The organism is Nonlabens ponticola, from assembly GCF_003966335.1.
GTDB lineage: Bacteria > Bacteroidota > Bacteroidia > Flavobacteriales > Flavobacteriaceae > Nonlabens > Nonlabens ponticola.
In genome coordinates this window covers 2,712,944-2,734,063 of the sequence record NZ_CP034549.1, presented here as the reverse complement: position 1 = coordinate 2,734,063, position 21,120 = coordinate 2,712,944, and the positions used below count along the sequence as shown (strand labels likewise).

Genomic DNA, 21,120 nt, shown 5'->3' with positions numbered 1-21,120 from the left:
GATGGCAAAATTACACGTAAAGAAAGTTCGCAGTGCGATTAATCGCACAGCAAGACAAAAGAAAACATTAGAGGCGCTAGGTTTGCGTAAGATGAACCAAGTTGTAGAGCATGATGATTCTCCTGCTGTTATGGGAATGATTGCTAAGGTGTCTCACTTAATCTCTGTGGAGAAAGCATAATATCACATCATGAGTTTAGAAAATTTAAAACCTGCAGAAGGGTCAGTAAAAAAATCTGCCAAAATCATTGGCCGTGGTCAAGGATCAGGTAAAGGTGGTACTGCAACACGTGGACATAAAGGTGCCAAGTCAAGATCTGGTTATTCTAAAAAACTAGGTTTTGAAGGTGGTCAAATGCCTTTGCAACGTCGAGTACCTAAATTCGGTTTTACCAATATCAATCGTAAGGATTATCAAGGTATCAACCTAGATACTTTACAGGCATATCATGCTGAAGGAAGGTTGAATGAAACGATTACTATTGAAGACCTTATTAGTGAGAGATTAGTAGGTAAAAATGATCTTGTTAAGATTTTGGGTCGTGGTGAAGTAACTAGTTCACTTACCATTACAGCTCATAAGTTTACCGCTTCCGCGAAAGCTGCAATAGAAAAAGCAGGTGGCAAAGCACAAACTGCATAAAAGAACTACATGAAGGCACTAGACACCTTAAAAAATATTTGGAAGATAGAAGAGCTAAAGGATCGTATTATTATGACCTTTAGCTTATTGCTGGTTTATAGATTTGGTGCGCAAGTTGTACTTCCTTTTATAGATTCTACGCAATTAGCTGGTTTTAAAGGCAACTTTGAAGGTGGTGGTATCGGTACTATACTCAACGCTTTTACCGGTGGTGCATTTGCTAATGCATCAGTTTTCGCTCTTGGTATTATGCCTTACATTTCCGCTAGTATCGTTGTTCAGCTCATGGGTATTGCCGTACCGTATCTACAAAAACTTCAAAAAGAAGGAGAGTCTGGTCGCCGTAAGATTAATCAAATCACTAGATGGTTGACCATCGGGATTTGTTTAATTCAAGCTCCTAGTTATCTGTTAAGTCTAGGAACCCTTGGTGTTCCTGAATCAGCTTACTTATTGGACAATCAAACATTGATTTTGGTAATAGGTACCATTATTCTTGTAACAGGATGTGTATTTGCTATGTGGTTGGGTGAGAAGATTACAGATCGCGGTATCGGTAATGGTATATCATTGCTTATAATGGTCGGTATCATCGCCACGTTGCCTCAAGCTTTTGCTCAAGAGGTGGCTTCACGACTTAATGGTGTTGGTGGACCGTTCGTAATAATCATTGAAATCGTTATTTGGCTAGTTGTCATTCTTGCATGTATCATGTTAGTAATGGCTGTTAGAAAAATACCTGTCCAATACGCGCGTAGAACCGCTACCGGTGGCTACGAAAAGAATGTATTTGGTTCACGTCAATACATTCCACTGCGCTTGAATGCATCTGGTGTTATGCCTATCATTTTCGCACAGGCTATCATGTTTGTACCTCAAGCATTGGGAACACTTGAGTCTGATTGGGCGAAGAGTGTAGCAACTGCTTTTTCAGATATTTTCGGATTTTGGTACAATCTAGTTTTTGCCTTGTTAATTATTGTCTTTACTTATTTCTATACTGCGATCACGGTACCAACTAACAAAATGGCAGATGATCTCAAGAGAAATGGCGGTTTTATTCCAGGTATAAGACCTGGCACGGAAACTGCAGACTATCTTGATCGTATAATGTCACAGATTACATTACCGGGTTCCATATTTCTAGCACTCGTTGCTATTGTTCCTGCTTTCGTTAGCCTAATGGGTGTTACGCAGGCTTGGGCTTTGTTTTATGGAGGTACATCAATGTTGATTATGGTAGGTGTGGCTATTGACACTATGCAACAAATTAATTCATACCTGTTGAATCGTCATTACGATGGTTTGATTAAAACAGGTAAAAACAGAAAAGCAGTAGCATAATATGGCTAAACAATCCGCTATAGAGCAAGATGGATCCATTATTGAAGCACTCTCAAACGCAATGTTTAGAGTGGAGCTTGAAAATGGACATGTTGTCACAGCACACATATCTGGTAAAATGCGTATGCATTATATCAAACTATTACCAGGAGATAAAGTAAAATTAGAAATGAGTCCTTACGATTTGACGAAAGCAAGGATCACTTATAGATACTAATTATGAAAGTAAGAGCATCAATTAAAAAGAGAAGCGCCGATTGTAAGATCGTGCGTCGCAAGGGTCGCCTTTATGTGATCAACAAAAAGAACCCAAAATTTAAACAAAGACAAGGTTAAGTTATGGCAAGAATTGCAGGTGTAGACATACCAAAAAATAAAAGAGGCGAGATCGCCCTAACTTATATCTACGGTGTAGGTAGAAGTCGTGCTCAAGAAGTACTTCAGTCAACTGGTGTCGGTTTAGATAAAAAAGTAAGTGATTGGGATGATGATGAGATCGGTAAGATACGTAACGCGATAGGCGAGTTTACTATTGAAGGTGAGCTGAGATCAGAAACGCAAATGAATATCAAACGTTTGATGGACATCGGCTGTTATCGTGGTATCCGTCACAGATCTGGTCTTCCGTTAAGAGGTCAAAGAACTAAGAACAATTCGCGTACAAGAAAAGGTAAGCGTAAGACAGTTGCTAACAAGAAGAAAGCAACTAAATAATATTTGATATGGCAAAGTCTAAAACAGTATCTAAAAAACGTAAAGTCGTTGTTGATTCAATTGGTGAGGCGCACATTTCTTCATCATTCAACAATATCCTTATTTCTTTAACCAATAAGAAAGGTGAGGTTATCTCATGGTCTTCTGCTGGTAAAATGGGTTTCAGAGGTTCTAAGAAGAATACTCCTTATGCAGCACAATTAGCTGCAGAAGATGCATCTAAAGTAGCTCATGAGGCAGGTTTACGTAAGGTGAAAGCCTATGTTAAAGGTCCAGGTAACGGTCGTGAAAGTGCTATTCGCACAATTCACAATGCAGGTATCGAGGTGACTGAAATTATAGATGTGACTCCACTGCCTCACAATGGTTGTAGAGCACCTAAGCGTCGTAGAGTATAATTAATTATAAATATCTGTTGATTATTGGCTGCTGAAGGATATTGACCTGAATTCACAGTACATCAACAACTAAACAACAAGAAAATGGCAAGATATAGAGGTCCTAAGGCAAAAATTGCTCGTCGATTTAGAGAACCAATTTTTGGCCCTAGTAAGGCATTGGAGAAGAAAAATTATCCTCCAGGAATGCACGGTAACGCAAGACGCCGTGGAAAAGAATCTGAATACGCGGTTCAGCTTAAAGAGAAGCAAAAAGCAAAATACACTTATGGTATTTTAGAGAAGCAATTCCGCTTGATGTTTGAAAAAGCTGTTCGTAGCACAGGAATCACAGGTGAAGTCCTACTTCAATTAGCAGAATCTAGATTAGATAATGTGGTGTACCGCATGGGTATTTCTCGTTCTCGTCGTGGTGCTAGACAACTGGTGTCACACAGACACATTACTGTTAATGGACAGTTGGTTAATATTCCTTCTTATCAGCTACAGGCTGGTGATGTAGTTGCAGTACGTGAGAAATCAAAATCTTTAACTGCAATTGACGATGCTCTTTCTAGCAACGAGCATGTATACGACTTTATAACTTTCAATAAGGCTACAATGTCTGGTACTTTTGTAGCAGTACCTGAGCGTCTTCAAATCCCTGAAAATATCAAGGAGCAGTTGATAGTTGAATTGTATTCTAAATAATAACTAAACCACAAAATTTTTATGGCAATTTTAAATTTCCAAAAGCCGGATAAAGTAATCATGATCGATTCAACCGATTTTGAAGGTAAGTTTGAATTTAGACCTTTGGAACCTGGATATGGATTGACAGTTGGTAACGCATTGCGTCGTGTACTACTTTCTTCTCTTGAAGGTTTTGCGATTACTTCTATTCGTATAGAAGGTGTCGATCACGAATTCTCAACAATTGAAGGTGTTGTAGAAGATGTCACCGAAATCATTTTGAATTTTAAGCAAGTTCGCTTCCGTCGTCAAATTGACGAGGTTGACAGTGAGGTTGTTAATGTATCATTCTCTGGTAAAGATCAATTTACTGCAGGTGATATGCAAAAATATATTTCTGGCTTTCAAGTGTTGAACCCAGAAATGGTGATTTGCAATACAGAGTCTTCAATCAATTTGAACTTAGAATTAACCATCGAGAAAGGTCGTGGTTATGTTCCTGCAGAAGAGAATAAAAACTCAAGTGCAGCATTAGGTACCATCGCGGTTGACAGCATCTTTACACCAATCAAAAATGTAAAGTATAGCATCGAGAACTATCGTGTAGAGCAGAAGACCGACTACGAAAAATTAGTTTTTGAAATCGTTACTGACGGTAGTATTCACCCTAAGCATGCATTGACTGAGGCTGCCAAGACGTTGATTCACCACTTTATGTTGTTCTCTGATGAGAGAATAACACTTGAAGCTGATGAGATCGCACAGACAGAAACTTATGATGAAGAAAGTCTTCATATGAGACAATTGCTTAAAACTAAGCTTGTTGATATGGAACTTTCTGTTAGAGCATTAAACTGTTTGAAAGCCGCAGAAGTTGAGACATTAGGCGACCTAGTATCTTACAACAAGAATGATTTAATGAAGTTTAGAAACTTTGGTAAAAAATCATTGACTGAGTTAGAAGAACTGGTAAACGTGAAAGGTTTGAACTTTGGAATGGATCTTTCTAAATATAAATTAGACCGTGACTAGGTAATCCTAGTTGGAGAAAAGAATATATAATGAGACACGGAAAAAAAGTAAATCATTTAAGCAGGAAGACAGCTCACCGTCAGGCGATGCTTTCTAACATGGCTTGTTCCCTTATAGAGCACAAGAGAATTAATACAACAGTTGCAAAAGCTAAAGCACTTAAGCAATTTGTAGAGCCTCTAATAACTAAGTCAAAAGAAGATACCACTCACAACCGCAGATTGACTTTTGCAAAGCTGCGCAGTAAGGATGCGGTAACCGAGCTTTTTAGAGAAGTTAGTGCAAAGGTTGGTGATCGTCCAGGTGGATATACCAGAATCATCAAATTGGGTAATCGTCTTGGTGATAATGCAGATATGGCGATGATAGAATTAGTTGATTACAACGAGCTTTATAAGCCAGGTGAGGCAAACAAAAAGACGACAAGAAGAAGTCGTCGTGGTAAGTCAAAACCAGCAGTCGCTCCAGTAGAAACTGCAACTGAAAAAAGCAATGAAGAAGAATAAAAATCTTCATAACAATTTAATAAAGGATCAATGGCTCGTTCATTGATCCTTTTTTTATATTTTAATTTTGAATTATGGCATATTTAGAAAAAAAAGACGCGATCATTCTGTTACAAGATGGTACCATATTTCATGGTAAGATGGTAAGCACCCAGAATCACGCAACTGGTGAGATTTGTTTTAATACAGGAACGACTGGTTATCAGGAGATCTTTACAGATCCATCGTACTATGGGCAGATCATGGTCACTACAAATGCTCATATAGGTAATTACGGCACTACTGATTTTGATATAGAGTCAGATTCGGTCAAGATTGCAGGACTAGTTTGTAAAAACTTCTCTAGTGATTTCTCACGACCGGCAGCTGATAAAGGACTTTTTGAGTTTTTGGAAGACAATAACTTATGTATCATTTCAGATGTTGATACTCGTGCATTGGTCAGTCACATAAGGGATCATGGAGCTCAAAATGCCATCATGTCCACGCAGGTAAATGACGTTGATCAACTCAAGAAGCAATTGAATGATACACCGTCCATGAAAGGTCTAGAGTTGGCTAGCGCTGTATCCACTAAAGAGCCCTATTACTTTGGTGATGAAAATGCTCAATATCGCATTGCAGCTTTAGACCTTGGAGTTAAAACCAATATCTTGCGCAACCTAGCTTCTAGGGATTGCTATATCAAGGTTTTCCCTTTTAATGCGACTTATGAGGAAACTTTATCATTCAACCCAGACGGTTACTTCATTTCAAACGGTCCTGGTGATCCTGCACCGCTGGTCGATGCGGTAGCTTTCGCGAAAGCGGTACTAGAAAAACAACATCCACTATTTGGAATATGCTTGGGTCATCAAGTGATAGCCCTTGCAAATGGGATCAGTACCTATAAAATGCACACCGGTCATAGAGGAATCAATCATCCGGTACAAAATCTTGAAAATAATAAAGGTGAGATTACCTCACAAAATCATGGATTTGCCATCAATAAAGAGGAAGCACAGAGCAATCCTGATGTCAAAATAACACACATGCATCTTAATGATGATACAGTGGCTGGTATAAAACTAATTTCAAAACCATGCTTTTCTGTTCAATATCACCCAGAAGCTGGACCAGGTCCTAATGACGCGACCTATCTTTTTGACCAATTTATAGAATTAATCAATACAACTAAACAAGAAACAATATGAGTACAATTATAGATATACACGCGAGACAAATTTTTGATTCTCGAGGTAACCCAACGGTAGAAGTTGATGTAATAACAGCAAATGGTATCATGGGTAGAGCAGCCGTGCCATCAGGAGCGTCGACAGGTGAGCATGAAGCTGTCGAGTTGCGTGACGGCGGTAGCGATTACATGGGTAAAGGTGTCAAGAATGCTATAAACAATGTAAATACTGCCATTGCAGATGAATTGCGTGGAGTATCCGTATTTGAGCAAAGCTATATTGATCAAACCATGATCGATCTGGATGGCACATCTAATAAAGCTAAGTTGGGAGCTAATGCGATTCTAGGAGTATCTCTTGCAGTTGCAAAGGCGGCCGCTAATGAACTCAACCAGCCATTATACAAATACATCGGCGGTATGAGTGCAGCAACCTTGCCGGTACCTATGATGAACATTATCAACGGTGGTTCCCACAGTGATGCGCCCATTGCATTTCAAGAATTTATGGTGATGCCAGTGGAAGCAGATAGCTTTAGTCAGGCATTAAAAATGGGTACCGAGATTTTTCACCATCTAAAGAAAGTATTGCATGATCGTGGATTAAGCACTGCAGTAGGAGATGAAGGTGGATTTGCACCTACACTAGATGGAACTGAAGATGCCCTTGACACAATATTACTAGCTATCAAAAATGCTGGATATACACCAGGTGAGCAAGTGATGATCGCTCTTGATTGTGCCGCTGCAGAGTTTTACGTGGATGGCATGTATGATTATACCAAGTTTGAAGGAGACACTGGCGTTAAGCGCACAAGCCAACAGCAGGCAGAATATCTAGCACAACTAGCCAGTAAATATCCTATCATCTCTATCGAGGATGGAATGGATGAGAATGATTGGGATGGCTGGAAAATGGTCACCGATCTTATAGGTGATAAGGTACAGCTGGTAGGCGATGATCTTTTTGTGACTAACGTTGAGAGACTCTCTCGTGGTATCAAGGAAAATATTGCAAACAGCATCTTGATTAAAGTGAATCAGATAGGGACACTCAGCGAGACCATCGCTGCGGTTAGTATGGCCCATAAAGCAGGCTTTACATCTGTAATGTCACACCGCAGTGGTGAGACTGAGGATAATACCATTGCAGACCTTGCAGTTGCCCTAGGTACTGGACAGATAAAAACTGGATCTGCCTCAAGATCTGATCGTATGGCAAAGTACAATCAGCTACTTAGGATTGAGGAAGAATTGAATGATTCAGCCTACTTTCCTGGACGTAAAGCGTTCCAGATTTAGAACCATTACGCTTTCGCGAAAGCATAATATCGATAAACAGCCACTTTAACAGGTGGCTTTCGTCGTTTAAATACAGTACATTAAGATAAAAGACATTTTTTATTAAGTAAAATTTAGGATTATAGCACTTAATCGTATTTATTTGCCGTTCCAAAACAAATAAACGGTGAAAAATACTCTACTCCTAAGCATAGCTGCTTTTGTGGCTATGACCATTTCTAGTAATGCTCAAATATGGACTCCTAGTCCTATATCTACTTTTTCAAAGTCGATAAGCAAAGAACGACAAGAACTTATTGCCAAATCAGATACGTATCAAGTTGATATCGATGCGATATCAGCGCTACTTGTAGATGCTAGTGATCGATTTTCAGGAAATGATGCCATTGAAATGCCGTTCCCAACGGGTAATGGTACTATGGTAACATTCTCGGTCTATAAATCTGGTGCTATGTCGCCTTTACTAGAAGAAAGGTATCCTGAAATAAGATCTTACTACGGTTTCAATCCTAATAATCCGCTTCAAAAGATCTTCTTTAGTATTACACCTCAAGGCCTTTATGGCACGATAGACGGTGAGCGCATATCATACTTAAGCCCAGCTCAAAAAGGGATAGCTTCTAAGATGATAGTTTACGATCGTAGTGATATGCTTAGAAGTGATAGTGACAACTTCACCTGTGAATTTGATGATAGTGAGATTTCAGTTCTAGAACAAGTTAATAGCTCTTCAATTGGTAAAGCTTTCAGCGATCGCGCGCTTAGGACTTATACCATTGCGGTATCAACCACATCAGAGTATTCTGCTTATCATGATGATGGTGATGATACTAATGGTAATATCATGGAGGATGCTCTAGCAGCCATAGTTATAACGATGACCAGGGTAAATTCAGTTTTTGAGCGTGATATGGCCATTCGTTTTCAACTCAATGACTATAACGATTATTTGATTTTCTATAACGGTCGCAATAGGCAAGGTAGAACGGACACTTTTGATAACTACAGTGCGACTCAAATGCTTTATGCCAATACTGGTGTAATTAATAATATTATAGGATCACAGCGATATGATATAGGACACATATTTTCTACCGGTGGTGGTGGTGTGGCATCGCCTGTTAGGTGTACAAATTCTTCCAAAGGACAAGGTGTAACCGGAATTGTAACACCAGAATTTGATGCTTTTGACATTGATTACGTCTCTCATGAGATAGGTCATCAGTTTGGGGCTAGTCATACATTTTACAATGGTTGTTTTGGTGGTAGCCCTTCTAGCGCTCCATTTGAATCTGGCAGCGCATCCACAATCATGGGCTACGCTGGTATTTGTGGTCCTAATGTTCAAGATAATTCAGACGCATATTTTCATCATGTAAGCATTGCTCAAATGCATAATGCGTTACAAGATGATACTTGTGATGCTCAGACTAGTTTAGGAATATTAAACCCTAATGGATTGGTCATTGATGATGTGGCTAATAAAACTATTCCTAAATCAACGCCTTTTAAATTAACAGCTAATGCCTCGACCGGTGCTGATGATAATGAAATTCTCACCTACAATTGGGAGCAATATGATTTTGGTGCAGCTGCAGAAACAGGTGCACCTCAACCACCTCGATCTACAAATGACAAAGGCCCTATGTTTAGGTCCAAATTTGCGACTATCAATCCAACTCGCTTTTTCCCTAATCTCAAAGATTTATCTGTAGGGATTGATCCAGTATGGGAAACCTTACCATCTGTAGAAAGAGATATGACGTTTTATTGCACTGTCAGAGACAACAATCCATTTGGTGGACAAACGAACTTTACACAAGTAACTTTGAGTGTAGGGTCCAGCGGCCCTTTGACAGTCAATAATCCTACCAACAGTATATGGTACGGTAATTCACAGCAGACCATCACGTGGAATGTTAACGGTACAAATGCAAACACATATTCACCTACGGTCAATATAAAATTATCGCTGGATGGTGGTTTAACTTATCCAATAGAATTGGCCAATTCTGTAACCAATAATGGATCACATGAAGTTACCGTTCCAGAAGTTGCTACAACAAATGCACGCATTATGGTAGAGGCTGCACAAAACGTTTTCTTCAATATCAACAGCACTAATTTTGAGATTAAAAGCGGTTCCTTCGAGCTTATAGCGGCAAACGACTTGGCTAGTTCTTGCAAACCAGCAGATGCCTCTATGAATGTGACCTATGATGCTGCGCCCGGATTTGAAGAGCCGGCAACCTTTCAACTAACGGGATTACCGGCGGCACTCAACGCGACACTTTCTACTACAACCGCAACGGCAGATACCTCTTTAAATATTAGTATATCAGGAACCCAAAATGTTCTTGCCGGTGCATATCCTTTCCAATTAACAGCAACTACTGCTAGTTTAACGGTGGTAAAGGACTTAATACTCAAAGTGTTTAACAATAATATTGATGAAGTAATTGTCTTGTCTCCTGCTAATGGAGCAGGTAATCAAGATGTGAATACTACTATTGAATGGCAGGACCTAGCATCGGCAAATGGATATGAGATCGTAATCGCTACAGATCCCACACTTACTCAAGTCGTAGAAACAGCCACCATAGGTAACGTAACTAGTTACAATACAACCAGCCTAGTTCCTGGAAATCTTTATTACTGGAGTATTAAGGCATCAAATGACTGTGGTAGTTCAGAATATTCCAAGGTTTACGCGTTTCAGACTTCTCAAGTAGTTACTAGAACATATGACGATGAGACTTACTTCAATGAAGGTAGTACGCCTGATAACACCTGGAACCCTAATACTAATAACGCGATAAGTGTAAAAGTCAACATAACAGATGACATTGAAATGACTGATGTTAGCTTTTACATGAACGCAACGCATGGACGTACAGGAGATATAAAAATGCAATTTAGAGGGCCATCGGGAACTTTTAGTGAAGTGTATAATCGCGATTGTGCAGAAGGTAGAAATTTCAATGTGACAGTAACTGACAATTCATCTGTAGCTTTCGCTTGTACAAGTGGGTCACGTCCCAATCCTTTGAGTGGTACTCGTTTCCCAGGTCAAAGCTTCAAAAGATTCCATGGAGAAAGCTCTAAGGGTACATGGGAACTGCTAGCTACTGATCGTGACACACGTAACGGTAATGGAGGTACTTTTAACGACTTTTCAGTAACCATTACAGGAAGATTACAGTATGTAAATGACTTTTCATCATCTAATCAAGAATTATCTGCATTTTTCAATGGTATTTCTCAAATACAGACAAGTACATTAAGCAGCACTCAAGCTGGCGCAACCACTACAGACATGGTTTATGTGCTATCAAAACTTCCGGTTTATGGACAAATCACTCGTGCTGGTATCACTCTAGGATTAGGTGCAACATTTACACAGGCAGATATTGACAACGGTTCCATAGCTTATTCTCATACCTCTGATGAGCTGGTTTACAATGATGCATTTGATTATGTTTTGTTGGGCAAGAATAACACCATCGATGGCGAGAAAACTATGGCGATCAACATTGAGCAGCCTATCTTGACGTTCAATAATTTCTGGGAACCTTTTGCACCTAGATTTGACACTCAAGATCTTACAGCAACAGTAATAAGTGGTGAGGCAACGATTGATAGTGAAGCCTTCATAGGTGAATTATTCGTGGATGCTGGACAATCACTTGTTCTTAATTCAACCTTAAATGTCTCAGGTGACTTATTTGTTGATGGTACGATAAGTACTAGCAATTTGGGAGAATTAGTACTCGATGCACCTAACGTGTCCATCACGGGAACAGGTGATGTTCAGGTGCATAAGCTTACAGTTCCTTTTTCGTCATTAGTAGATATAAATGTTCCTGTGAGAATCAATGGTGTTTTAACGCCTAACGATGCAACAATCAACACCAATGATTTACTAACCTTAGGCAGTAGTGAAAATGGTACGGCGCAGGTGGCAAATCTGGATCAAGCTACCATCACAGGTAACGTGATTGTCGAGCAGTATATTCCGGCAAGAAGAGCCTTCAGATTTATAGCACCTACCGTTAATTCAAGCAAGACGATTTATGAAAATTGGCAAGAAAATGGAACCACGATTGCAGGATTAGGCACTCACATCACAGGCTCAAACACAGGAGCAAATGGCTTTGATCAAACAGCTAGTGGTAATCCATCGCTATTTACTTTTAATAATGATACGCAAAGATGGCAAGCCATCTCTAATACAGATGTCAATAAGCCTACCGTTGGTACAGGATATAGAATGTTGGTGCGCGGTGACCGGACTGTAGATTTGTCAAGCAATACGGCTACCGCAACTAATACCATCTTGCGATCAATTGGTACGTTAAATCCAGGTGCGGTTAATACAAATTATGCAACGAGCGATCAAGACTTTGTATTGGTGGCTAACCCTTATCAGGCAGCCGTAGATGCGACGGCTCTTATGGGCAATGCTCAAACGAGCGGTGTAGCAACAGGCTTCGTTTATGTATGGGACGCTACATTAAATGAGCGCGGCGCCTATGTTGCCGTAGAAATCAATGAAGGAAATGGCGAGCCTACACCATCTAATAGTTCAGCTAGTAAATTTTTGCAGCCAGGTCAATCATTTTTTGTCAAAGCAACTGGCGCTAGTCAGTTTGAGTTCACGCAGTCCATGAAGGCCCTAGATCAACCTATAGCTAATGTATTTGACATACAGCAACCATCTAAATCTATGGTGGTGAGCTTGAATAATGACCAAGGCACTATTCTAGACCAGGTCAAATTGAGATTTGATGCAAGTCACAACAATGAAGTGGATGACAATGACGCCGCCAAATTCTATAATCAAGACGAGACATTTGCCATATCTTCTTATGACAAACTATTAAGTATTGAGCGACGTCAGGACTTAGAACTCAATGAACAAATCAAGTTGCACATGGATCGTTTGAGATCTACTCGCTACGCTATAAACGTACAGTTGAATGGTGTTGAAAATGCAGACTTTGTTCTAGTCGACAATTACCTAGAGACAGAAACAGTCATCGCAAATGATCAGCAAATCTCATTTACCGTTAGTGATGATGAACAAAGCAAAGCTGCTGATAGATTTTACATCAAGCGCACATCTGGCACATTAAGTAGTGATGATATAAACCTTGATAGTTGGACGATGTACCCTAATCCAAGTCAGGGAAAATTCACCATCGAGAATCTAGCCACAAATCAATCTGCAGTCAAGGTTGAGATCTTTAATGCGCTGGGTCAAAATATCTATTCTCAAAATGATTCCTTTGACGGCAGGCTAATCATCGAGCCAACAACCCGCATGAGTTCAGGATTGTACATGGTAAAAGTTACCTCAGGCGAGCACAGCATCACACGTCAGCTTGTGATTGAATAACGTTTATTTGTTTTGGAGCTAATAGACGATAACGGCGGCCATCTGGTCGCCGTTTTTTATGCAGTAGGTTTTTATGATTATGCTTTCGCGAAAGCTAACACACATCATTTATCATAACAATCAAATGAATATTCTCTAACTCAATGAGTTTCCTGCAATTTATTCTCAATCTTTTATTAAAATGATGGAGATCAAGCTGCCAAAACTTCAAATTGATAAAGCCAGGTCGTATTTTTGAGATTACAAAATTTTAAAGACTAATGGCAGATAAAGCGATACTAGACATTGATGGGTCAAAATATGAATTTCCCATCATCACAGGAACTGAGAATGAAAGAGCGATAGATATCAAGGCGTTGCGCGGTGCGACAGATGGTGTTACTACCATCGATCCAGGTTTTAAAAACACGGGTAGCTGTACAAGTGCGATCACGTTCTTGAATGGAGAAGAAGGAATCCTGAGGTATCGAGGATATGCGATCGAGGATTTAGCAGAAAAAGCTAGTTTTCTAGAGGTGGCGTATTTGCTCATTTTTGGCGAGCTGCCTACCAGCGACCAGCTAGATAAATTTCACAACGATATCAAGGCACAATCTCATGTAGATGAGGATGTGAAGAAAATATTGGACGGTTTCCCTAAGTCTGCACACCCTATGGGCGTGCTGTCTTCTTTGACTAGCGCACTTATTGCTTTCAACCCATCTTCAGTCAATGTAGATAGCGAGGAAGACATGTATAAGGCCATTGTCAACATCATGGGTAAATTCCCAGTGTTGGTAGCATGGGCCTTGCGCAAGCGCACTGGACAGCCATTAGACTATGGTGATGACAATCTAGGATATGTAGAGAACATCTTAAAGATGATGTTCAAGAAGCCTAATTCTGAATACAAGCACAATCAGGTAGTGGTTGATGCACTTGATAAACTCTTAATTCTGCACGCAGACCACGAGCAAAACTGTTCCACAAGTACGGTACGCATCGTTGGTTCTTCTCACGCAGGTCTCTTTGCTAGTTTAAGTGCTGGAATCAACGCCCTTTGGGGTCCATTGCATGGTGGTGCCAACCAGGCAGTTCTTGAAATGCTAGAAGCTATCAAAGAAGATGGTGGTGATACCAAAAAATACATGGCAAAAGCCAAGGATAAGGAAGATCCTTTCCGTTTGATGGGCTTTGGTCACAGAGTTTATAAAAACTTTGATCCACGCGCACGCATCATCAAGAAAGCGGCAGATGAGGTTCTTTCTGACCTAGGAGTAGAGGATCCTATCCTGGAGATCGCCAAAGGTCTTGAGAAAGAAGCCTTGAACGATCCATATTTCGTTGACCGCAAGTTATACCCTAATGTAGATTTCTATTCAGGTATCATTTACCGAGCCATGGGAATTCCAGTAGAGATGTTCACGGTAATGTTTGCACTAGGTAGATTACCAGGATGGATCGCACAGTGGAAAGAAATGAGAGAAAACAAAGAACCTATAGGACGTCCACGTCAAGTTTATGTAGGTGAGACGCACAGAGAATTCAAGGAAGTTTCAAAGAGATAATCCTCAATTCCTATAAAATTGAAATCCCATAAGCTGTTGCTTATGGGATTTTTTGTTGAAATAATTTAGGACGTGAGTTTGACTTTATGGTATTCCGCTTAAGCGCCTGCCTGCCAGCAAGGCAGGAAAGCGGAATCATGAAAGTCTTACTGCAATAAGATTCTCGATTTTTCGTCCTATATAAAATCGCTCCGATTTTTTCAAGAATTGAAATACCCAACTAACTGATAAATAAACAAACCAATTCCAGCGATCACTAAATAAACATTTGCAGCTTTATAAAATGGCAGATAGCTCTTCTTTCCTTTCCATAAGGAGATGAGAAAAACAATAGGAATCAGCGCCAGGATTTGACCGATTTCCACACCAACATTAAAGCACAGGATCTTAGCTAGAAATTGATCGGTACCTATATCAAAGGACTGCAGTCTGGCCGATAAACCCAATCCGTGAATAAGTCCAAAGCCAAATACCATAGCCAACAAATTAGGTGCATTGATGTTCAATTTTTTGAATCCACCAAGGTTTTCAAAGCCCTTGTATAAAACGCTCAAGGCAATGACAGCATCAATCAGATGTTCATCAACCTTGAAACTTAAATAAGTTGCGCCTAGAAGAGTAATGCAATGACCTATGGTAAATACAGTTATGAATTTCAGGATATCCTTAAAGCCCTTCAAGTAAAAAACAACGCCTACTAAGAAAAGCAAGTGGTCATAGCCAGTAAGCATGTGCTTGGCACCTACATAGATATAGGATAACAGTCCACCGCTATCGAGTGTTGCTTGATCTGTACTGCTCACGCCATGCGCAAATGCCATAACAGGTAGCAGCAATATCAAGCACAATAAGATTCTCTTTGAGGATCGTAACATATTACTTCTTACGGCTGAAGTAGAAGAACAAACCACCTATCAACACAATGCTACCTGCAATAAATATCCAAATAGGCAAACCATCTTCATCATGATCATGATCTTCATCGTGAGAGTGCGCATCTGCATGATCGTGTGTAACCTCAAATGTGACAGTAGCCCAATTAGATTCATGGGTCAGTCCATCTTCTTCACTTTCTACCATGTGAATGGTACGTAAGAACCAGATACCATCTTCTTCTAATTTAATGGTGAGTTCGCCATTGTCATTAGTACGCATTTGAGTTCCAGAATCGTGCGTGTGGTCAGCGGTCGCCTCAGATTTGCTTTCTGCATCATGAGAATGCCTGGTACCGTCTTCATGTGTGTGTTCTGCAGCTTCTTGATCGTGCGAGTGATTGTCACTCTTTTCATTTTCGTGTGAGTGAGTCGTGCCATCATCATGAGTGTGCTCTTCACTAGTTTCATTATCATGCGAGTGCGTCTCACCATTATCATGAGAGTGCTGATTGTTGTTCTCACTGTGCGTATGTCCGCCAGGTGCCGCTTTATAATCCACGATGACCAATTGGTTAGCTAGCGGCTCATTATTTTTCAGTAATTTAAATGTCAGACTATCGCCTGTATGCTTACTGTAAGGATTGCATAGCGGTATGAACTCGATAGGATAACCTAAGTTGGTATTCCAGTCGTCAGTCAAACGATCACCTACTTGAAATATGGTTTTGACGTGTTTAGAATACTTCTCAATCGCATCAGATTCTAGTTCGCCGTTTTCTTTTCTAGATGCGAGCATGTCTATGACGCCATCATGTTCTAGGTAATTGTTGAAAGCCTCGGGTTGCATCTCTATATTTCTGGCTTTGGTAGAAACGCCAGCTACATAAGTTCCAGAGGCACCAGTCTTGAAATTTAAAAAGGTGGTGCTGTCTTTTTCAGTCCACTGTTTTTCTTGAATGGCTGTGCGTTGACCATTTGCTACTATGCTCGCATCAATCATGCGATCGCGATCGATGACGTTCTCACTAGCGTCAAAAGTCCCATTATAAAGTTGGATTACGGCATCACTATCGGCTTCAAGGAAATAGGAATCCAGTTTTAAAAACATATCGTGGCTACAGAGGACAAAAACTAAAAGGATTAGAAAGAAATACTTCTTCATGAATATCAGGTTATTGTTGGATGCCAAAAGTACGATCTAGGTAGCTCATCAGTTTTGTGTCCATGAAATATATGCCTCAACTTTTAAACAGAAACTTTAAATATGTCATGCTCTTAAATCGTTGAAAACTCACTTGTCAGAGATCTTATTTGATTCTCATAAGAATTGGGTTAAGTGGTAAATTCGCTACATGGATAAAATCGATTTACACATACCTAATGAGACTGCCAGGCTGCGAGCCGTCATTCTAGGAACCGCCATGAGCAATGGTGCTGCGCCTAGTCTTGAAGAAGCCTATGACCCAAAATCACGAGAGCATATTGCCGCAGGAACTTATCCTCAAAATCCAGATATGATTATCGAGATGGCACATGTTGCAGCTGTCCTATCAAAGTATGATGTGGCGATCTTCTCGCCAGTACAGATTCAGGATTACAACCAGATTTTTACTAGAGATATAGGCTTCGTGATCGGTGATACATTTGTCAAGTCTAATATCCTGCCAGATCGTGATCAGGAAATAGAGGCGATTCAGCATATTCTTAATAAGATCGATCCTAGCAAAATCATCAAACCACCAGAAGAAGTTCATGTAGAAGGTGGCGACGTTATGGTGCACAACGATTACATTTTTGTAGGTACTTATCGCGGCGATGATTATCCTAATTTCATTACTGCTCGTACCAATGTTCAAGCGGTTGAATGGTTAGAAAAAACGTTCCCAAATAAAAAAGTTGTCAGTTTTAATCTGCGCAAGTCTAACGAAGTTGCGAGAGACAATGCTTTGCACCTGGATTGTTGTTTCCAGCCTGTTGGTCACAACAAGTGCATCATTCATCGCAATGGTTTTCTTGAAGAAGAAGAGTATGAGTTCTTGGTAGATCTTTTTGGCAAGCAAAACTGCTTTGAACTCACCAAAGATGAGATGTACCACATGAATTCCAACATCTTTTCTATCGCTCCAGATGTCGTCATTTCAGAACGTGGATTTACAAGATTGAATGACTGGCTGCGTTCACACAACATCACCGTAGAAGAAGTTCCCTATGCTGAGATCGCCAAGCAGGAAGGCCTGTTGCGCTGTTCTACCTTACCCTTAATCAGAGATTAAATGAGTCAAATTACCGATACCATTCTCATGGTGCGTCCCGTGCAGTTCCGTTTAAATGAAGAAACTGCCGTCAATAATTATTACCAGGATCAAGATTTTCATCAGGAAATCAAGGATGCAACTGCAAACAGCAGGGCGCAGGATGAGTTTGACGCTTTCGCGAAAGCGTTACAAGTAAAAGGCATCAACGTTATCATTGTAAGTGATGATGATAAACACGATACTCCTGACAGTATTTTCCCCAACAACTGGTTGTCTACACATGCCAATGGAGATGCAGTGCTCTATCCCATGTTTGCCGAAAACCGTAGACTAGAACGCAGACCTGAGGTACTGGATAGGCTAGAGGAAGAAGGATTCCAAATCAACAACATCGTCGATTACACCAGTGCCGAAGATGAAGACGTTTTTCTAGAAGGAACAGGCAGCTTGCTGCTGGACCGCGTCAATGAAAAAGCCTACTGCAGCATCTCACCGCGAGCCGATGAAGACTTGTTGATCGAATTCTGTGAAGATTTTGAATACACACCAGTCATTTTTACCGCATATCAAACGGTAGATAACAAGCGCCTACCTATCTATCACACTAACGTCATGATGGCGCTAGGCGAGGAGTTTGCGGTAATCTGTCTAGACTGTATTGATGAGAAAAAACAACGCAAGAACGTCTTAAAACATTTAAAAGCAGATGGTAAGCATGTGGTAGCCATTACAGAAGATCAAGTAAATGCATTTGCTGGCAATATGATCCAGGTCAAAAATGCCACTGGCAAGAAGTTTCTGGTCATGAGCGATCAAGCCTACAACTCACTAGATCAAAACCAAATTAAACAACTAGAGAAGTTCAACGAGATCATCCATCCAGATATCAAAACCATTGAAACTTTAGGCGGCGGCAGCGTGCGCTGTATGATGGCTGAGGTTTTCTTGCCTAGGAGATAATCAATTATATTGCTGCCTATTAATTAAAAATGATTCTAGCACATGAGATGTCTATTTGCAATGATGATCACGGCGATTATAATAACTCTTACTTCATGTGACGAGAAGACGAAAACCAAACAGGAACATGAAACCAAAGTCGTCCGAGATACTTCTTTGACTATTCTTCAGGATTTACCAATTGAAATAGATAGCTTAGATCATATTATTCATGTAGTAGGTGAGCCGACGGCAGGTGGCTACCGGTCTTCTTACATGAGTTCAGAATCTAGTGTGTCACGTTTCCAATTTTCCCTTGTTAATTCCTATGACGGAGGTTTCAGCGGAAAAATTTATAATATGAAATTTCAAAAGGTTGACACTGACGAGATCACTGATTTGACGAATGAAGTAGTTTTGATTAGTTCATTCAGTTATTTGAAACCCGTGGAGGCACAAAACCAAGGCTCATATTTCCTTTATACAGTTTATGACTCAGACTCAAATGGAGATCAATCCATTGAAACTGATGATTTGAAAAGTTTGTATTTAAGCAATTCAGATGGTAGAAATTTTCATCGGATCTCGCCAGAAAATGAAGAGCTCATAGATTGGAAATATATAAAAGCTGAAAATCGGGTTTATTATAGAACTGTTGAAGATTCGAATGATGATGGACTATTCCAAAACAGCGACATTATTCGATATTTCTATATCGATTTTGATTCGCAACCTTGGACTTCAATTGAGTATAACTAATTCCTGATAACTAAAAGATCACTTCCCAGTAGCAATATGCCTAATCATTCCATTAAAAATAAAATAGTGGAATGGTAACATGCTGTACCAATACAACCTACCAGTCAATCCGCGAGGTCTGAAGGTGGCTGTTTGATGTACGACGTTGTCTTCATCAATTTCAAACTCTAGCCAGGCCTCGCCAGGAACGCGCATTTCAGCAAAAAGCAACAGTCTTTTTTCTTCCTTATCGGCTACCAGCACACGCCAAAAGTCCAGCGAGTCACCAGCATAGATTTTGTCCTGATTGGTGCGACCACGTCTTAGGCCAACGCCACCAGCTAGTTTGTCCACATAGCCGCGTATTTTCCACAGGAAATTAGCGTAGTAATATCCATTATCGCCACCTATGGACCATATGCGCTGTAGCGCTTCTTGAGGGTTATCGGTTTTTTGGGTTTGGGCATCCTTTAAACATCCATAGGTAGGTACTTTCTTGAATTTATTGAGATTGCGTTTGAACCTACCGCTTACCATAGAATCTTTCCAGCTGCTGGCAACGTTATTCTGCTCAATTTTGGCAAAAGCCATGTTGAGTGCTTCATGATAAGTGTAAAGTTGGATACCTAATCGATCTGCTAGATCATTGTTTTTGGCGATGACTTCAACGGCCATGCTGTCCACAAGGTTAGTGGCTAGTTTATAAGAAGTACTGGTGACAAAATATAACCAGTAGGAACTCAGTTTAGGCGTCATCACAGGAACCGTGATGATGGATAGATTTAGCTTTCTGTTTTTGGCATATTGCTGCATCATTTGCTTGTAGCTTAGCACGTCCTTGCCGCCTATATCATAACTCTCATTCAAGCAATCGTCTCTTCCTAAAACGCCTACTAGAAAACTCATCACATTGCGTATGGCAATCGGATGCGTCTTCGTATTGACCCATTTTGGAGTGATCATGACGGGTAATTTCTCGCACAAATCACGTATAATCTCAAAAGAGGAGCTGCCGCTACCCACGATAATTCCAGCCCTTAATACCGTACAAGGTATTTTGCTTGCACATAGTATTTCTTCAACACGCTTTCGCGAAAGCAAATGCTTACTAAGTTGTTCTTGATTGACAATTCCTGATAAGTAAATGATCTGCCTGCATGATGTTTCTTGAATCAGTTCAACAAATTTGTTGGCACTATCAGCTTCCATTTGATCAAATGAGCTGGTGCTGCTAGTCATGGAATGGATCAAGTAATAAGCCGCATCAACATCCTGCGGTATCGGATTAATCTTAGGCGGCTTGAGAAAATCAATTTCTATGATCTCGATTTGTTCCTTGATCTCGTCAGGAACAGATAGGCGAGAGGCGCTGCGCACGGCGCAAACTACTTCATGATCTGCTTTGAGTAGCTCATAAAGTAATCGTACACCTATGTAACCGTTTGCACCTGTCAATAATACCTTCATGTTTTAAAGGTAATGGCAGCAATGCAGGTTATGGTCATTTCATTGAAAATATTAACAGGCGACATAAAAAAGCCACGGCTGTTGACCGTGGCTTGAATTGAAAGATTCTATAGATC

General features: G+C 40.2%; 20 protein-coding genes. 17 read left to right on the top strand and 3 right to left on the bottom strand.

From position 1 onward, the window contains the following. Nucleotide 1 precedes the first annotated feature (1 nt). From rpmD to EJ995_RS12320, 14 genes are all read left to right on the top strand, one after another. A complete protein-coding gene (rpmD, locus tag EJ995_RS12385) occupies nt 2–181 on the top strand; it encodes a 50S ribosomal protein L30 (RefSeq protein ID WP_126448698.1) in 180 nt (59 codons plus the stop codon). A 9-nt stretch (nt 182–190) separates the two neighbouring features. Next, on the top strand, nt 191–643 hold the full coding sequence (rplO, locus tag EJ995_RS12380) for a 50S ribosomal protein L15 (RefSeq protein WP_126448697.1): 453 nt from the start codon (nt 191–193) through the stop codon (nt 641–643). A gap of 9 nt (nt 644–652) precedes the next feature. Beyond that, nucleotides 653–1,987 carry a preprotein translocase subunit SecY gene (gene secY / locus EJ995_RS12375; protein ID WP_126448696.1) on the top strand — a complete coding sequence of 445 codons (1,335 nt, stop codon included), beginning with the start codon at nt 653–655 and terminating at the stop codon, nt 1,985–1,987. 1 nt (nt 1,988) lies between these two features. After that, nucleotides 1,989–2,204 carry a translation initiation factor IF-1 gene (gene infA / locus EJ995_RS12370; protein ID WP_015361146.1) on the top strand — a complete coding sequence of 72 codons (216 nt, stop codon included), beginning with the start codon at nt 1,989–1,991 and terminating at the stop codon, nt 2,202–2,204. A gap of 2 nt (nt 2,205–2,206) precedes the next feature. Beyond that, on the top strand, nt 2,207–2,323 hold the full coding sequence (gene ykgO, locus EJ995_RS12365; protein ID WP_015361145.1) for a type B 50S ribosomal protein L36: 117 nt from the start codon (nt 2,207–2,209) through the stop codon (nt 2,321–2,323). A 3-nt stretch (nt 2,324–2,326) separates the two neighbouring features. Beyond that, nucleotides 2,327–2,701 (top strand): 30S ribosomal protein S13, encoded by a 375-nt coding sequence (gene rpsM, locus EJ995_RS12360; RefSeq protein WP_126448695.1) that lies wholly within the window; start codon nt 2,327–2,329, stop codon nt 2,699–2,701. A gap of 8 nt (nt 2,702–2,709) precedes the next feature. After that, a complete protein-coding gene (gene rpsK / locus EJ995_RS12355; RefSeq protein WP_126448694.1) occupies nt 2,710–3,099 on the top strand; it encodes a 30S ribosomal protein S11 in 390 nt (129 codons plus the stop codon). 84 nt (nt 3,100–3,183) lie between these two features. Continuing rightward, nucleotides 3,184–3,789, top strand: coding sequence for a 30S ribosomal protein S4 (gene rpsD, locus EJ995_RS12350; protein ID WP_126448693.1), 606 nt, complete (start codon nt 3,184–3,186; stop codon nt 3,787–3,789). 21 nt (nt 3,790–3,810) lie between these two features. Continuing rightward, a complete protein-coding gene (locus EJ995_RS12345; RefSeq protein ID WP_126448692.1) occupies nt 3,811–4,803 on the top strand; it encodes a DNA-directed RNA polymerase subunit alpha in 993 nt (330 codons plus the stop codon). Nucleotides 4,804–4,832: 29 nt separating this feature from the next. Beyond that, nucleotides 4,833–5,309, top strand: coding sequence for a 50S ribosomal protein L17 (gene rplQ, locus EJ995_RS12340; RefSeq protein ID WP_126448691.1), 477 nt, complete (start codon nt 4,833–4,835; stop codon nt 5,307–5,309). Between the two features lie 74 nt (nt 5,310–5,383). Further along, complete coding sequence (gene carA, locus EJ995_RS12335; protein ID WP_126448690.1) at nt 5,384–6,502, top strand: glutamine-hydrolyzing carbamoyl-phosphate synthase small subunit; 1,119 nt, start codon at nt 5,384–5,386, stop codon at nt 6,500–6,502. Then, the gene (eno, locus tag EJ995_RS12330) at nt 6,499–7,785 is read left to right on the top strand and encodes a phosphopyruvate hydratase (RefSeq protein ID WP_126448689.1); all 1,287 of its coding nucleotides are present in this window, start codon (nt 6,499–6,501) and stop codon (nt 7,783–7,785) included. Before carA ends, eno begins: the two co-directional genes overlap by 4 nt. A 166-nt stretch (nt 7,786–7,951) precedes the next feature. Further along, a complete protein-coding gene (locus EJ995_RS12325) occupies nt 7,952–13,183 on the top strand; it encodes a reprolysin-like metallopeptidase (RefSeq protein ID WP_126448688.1) in 5,232 nt (1,743 codons plus the stop codon). A 260-nt stretch (nt 13,184–13,443) separates the two neighbouring features. After that, complete coding sequence (locus EJ995_RS12320) at nt 13,444–14,730, top strand: citrate synthase (RefSeq protein ID WP_126448687.1); 1,287 nt, start codon at nt 13,444–13,446, stop codon at nt 14,728–14,730. Nucleotides 14,731–14,930: 200 nt separating this feature from the next. Here the strand turns inward: EJ995_RS12320 and EJ995_RS12315 are convergent, their stop codons facing one another. Both EJ995_RS12315 and EJ995_RS12310 read right to left on the bottom strand, forming a co-directional pair. After that, entirely contained in the window at nt 14,931–15,551 is a 621-nt protein-coding gene (locus tag EJ995_RS12315; RefSeq protein ID WP_241234649.1) for a HupE/UreJ family protein, read from the bottom strand. Nucleotides 15,552–15,606: 55 nt separating this feature from the next. After that, nucleotides 15,607–16,767 carry a DUF4198 domain-containing protein gene (locus tag EJ995_RS12310; protein ID WP_126448685.1) on the bottom strand — a complete coding sequence of 387 codons (1,161 nt, stop codon included), beginning with the start codon at nt 16,765–16,767 and terminating at the stop codon, nt 15,607–15,609. 190 nt (nt 16,768–16,957) lie between these two features. Here EJ995_RS12310 and EJ995_RS12305 point away from each other — a divergent pair, with 190 nt between their 5' ends. Genes EJ995_RS12305 through EJ995_RS12295 form a run of 3 tightly spaced genes read left to right on the top strand, consistent with a single transcriptional unit; the run spans nt 16,958 to nt 19,558 of the window. Next, on the top strand, nt 16,958–17,878 hold the full coding sequence (locus tag EJ995_RS12305; protein ID WP_126448684.1) for a dimethylarginine dimethylaminohydrolase family protein: 921 nt from the start codon (nt 16,958–16,960) through the stop codon (nt 17,876–17,878). Beyond that, nucleotides 17,879–18,820: a citrulline utilization hydrolase CtlX gene (gene ctlX / locus EJ995_RS12300; protein WP_126448683.1), complete on the top strand. Its 942-nt coding sequence runs from the start codon at nt 17,879–17,881 to the stop codon at nt 18,818–18,820. Nucleotides 18,821–18,880: 60 nt separating this feature from the next. Continuing rightward, complete coding sequence (locus tag EJ995_RS12295) at nt 18,881–19,558, top strand: hypothetical protein (RefSeq protein WP_126448682.1); 678 nt, start codon at nt 18,881–18,883, stop codon at nt 19,556–19,558. An 18-nt stretch (nt 19,559–19,576) separates the two neighbouring features. Here the strand turns inward: EJ995_RS12295 and EJ995_RS12290 are convergent, their stop codons facing one another. Then, a complete protein-coding gene (locus tag EJ995_RS12290; RefSeq protein WP_126448681.1) occupies nt 19,577–21,004 on the bottom strand; it encodes an SDR family oxidoreductase in 1,428 nt (475 codons plus the stop codon). Nucleotides 21,005–21,120 lie beyond the last annotated feature (116 nt).

What these genes read in the sequence shown, in the direction of transcription:
- rpmD (WP_126448698.1), top strand. Translation starts at nt 2, where the DNA reads ATGGCAAAATTACACGTAAAGAAAGTTCGCAGTGCGATTAATCGCACA.
- rplO (WP_126448697.1), top strand. Translation starts at nt 191, where the DNA reads ATGAGTTTAGAAAATTTAAAACCTGCAGAAGGGTCAGTAAAAAAATCT.
- secY (WP_126448696.1), top strand. Translation starts at nt 653, where the DNA reads ATGAAGGCACTAGACACCTTAAAAAATATTTGGAAGATAGAAGAGCTA.
- infA (WP_015361146.1), top strand. Translation starts at nt 1,989, where the DNA reads ATGGCTAAACAATCCGCTATAGAGCAAGATGGATCCATTATTGAAGCA.
- ykgO (WP_015361145.1), top strand. Translation starts at nt 2,207, where the DNA reads ATGAAAGTAAGAGCATCAATTAAAAAGAGAAGCGCCGATTGTAAGATC.
- rpsM (WP_126448695.1), top strand. Translation starts at nt 2,327, where the DNA reads ATGGCAAGAATTGCAGGTGTAGACATACCAAAAAATAAAAGAGGCGAG.
- rpsK (WP_126448694.1), top strand. Translation starts at nt 2,710, where the DNA reads ATGGCAAAGTCTAAAACAGTATCTAAAAAACGTAAAGTCGTTGTTGAT.
- rpsD (WP_126448693.1), top strand. Translation starts at nt 3,184, where the DNA reads ATGGCAAGATATAGAGGTCCTAAGGCAAAAATTGCTCGTCGATTTAGA.
- EJ995_RS12345 (WP_126448692.1), top strand. Translation starts at nt 3,811, where the DNA reads ATGGCAATTTTAAATTTCCAAAAGCCGGATAAAGTAATCATGATCGAT.
- rplQ (WP_126448691.1), top strand. Translation starts at nt 4,833, where the DNA reads ATGAGACACGGAAAAAAAGTAAATCATTTAAGCAGGAAGACAGCTCAC.
- carA (WP_126448690.1), top strand. Translation starts at nt 5,384, where the DNA reads ATGGCATATTTAGAAAAAAAAGACGCGATCATTCTGTTACAAGATGGT.
- eno (WP_126448689.1), top strand. Translation starts at nt 6,499, where the DNA reads ATGAGTACAATTATAGATATACACGCGAGACAAATTTTTGATTCTCGA.
- EJ995_RS12320 (WP_126448687.1), top strand. Translation starts at nt 13,444, where the DNA reads ATGGCAGATAAAGCGATACTAGACATTGATGGGTCAAAATATGAATTT.
- EJ995_RS12315 (WP_241234649.1), bottom strand. Translation starts at nt 15,551, where the DNA reads ATGGCATTTGCGCATGGCGTGAGCAGTACAGATCAAGCAACACTCGAT.
- EJ995_RS12310 (WP_126448685.1), bottom strand. Translation starts at nt 16,767, where the DNA reads ATGAAGAAGTATTTCTTTCTAATCCTTTTAGTTTTTGTCCTCTGTAGC.
- EJ995_RS12305 (WP_126448684.1), top strand. Translation starts at nt 16,958, where the DNA reads ATGGATAAAATCGATTTACACATACCTAATGAGACTGCCAGGCTGCGA.
- ctlX (WP_126448683.1), top strand. Translation starts at nt 17,879, where the DNA reads ATGAGTCAAATTACCGATACCATTCTCATGGTGCGTCCCGTGCAGTTC.
- EJ995_RS12295 (WP_126448682.1), top strand. Translation starts at nt 18,881, where the DNA reads ATGATGATCACGGCGATTATAATAACTCTTACTTCATGTGACGAGAAG.
- EJ995_RS12290 (WP_126448681.1), bottom strand. Translation starts at nt 21,004, where the DNA reads ATGAAGGTATTATTGACAGGTGCAAACGGTTACATAGGTGTACGATTA.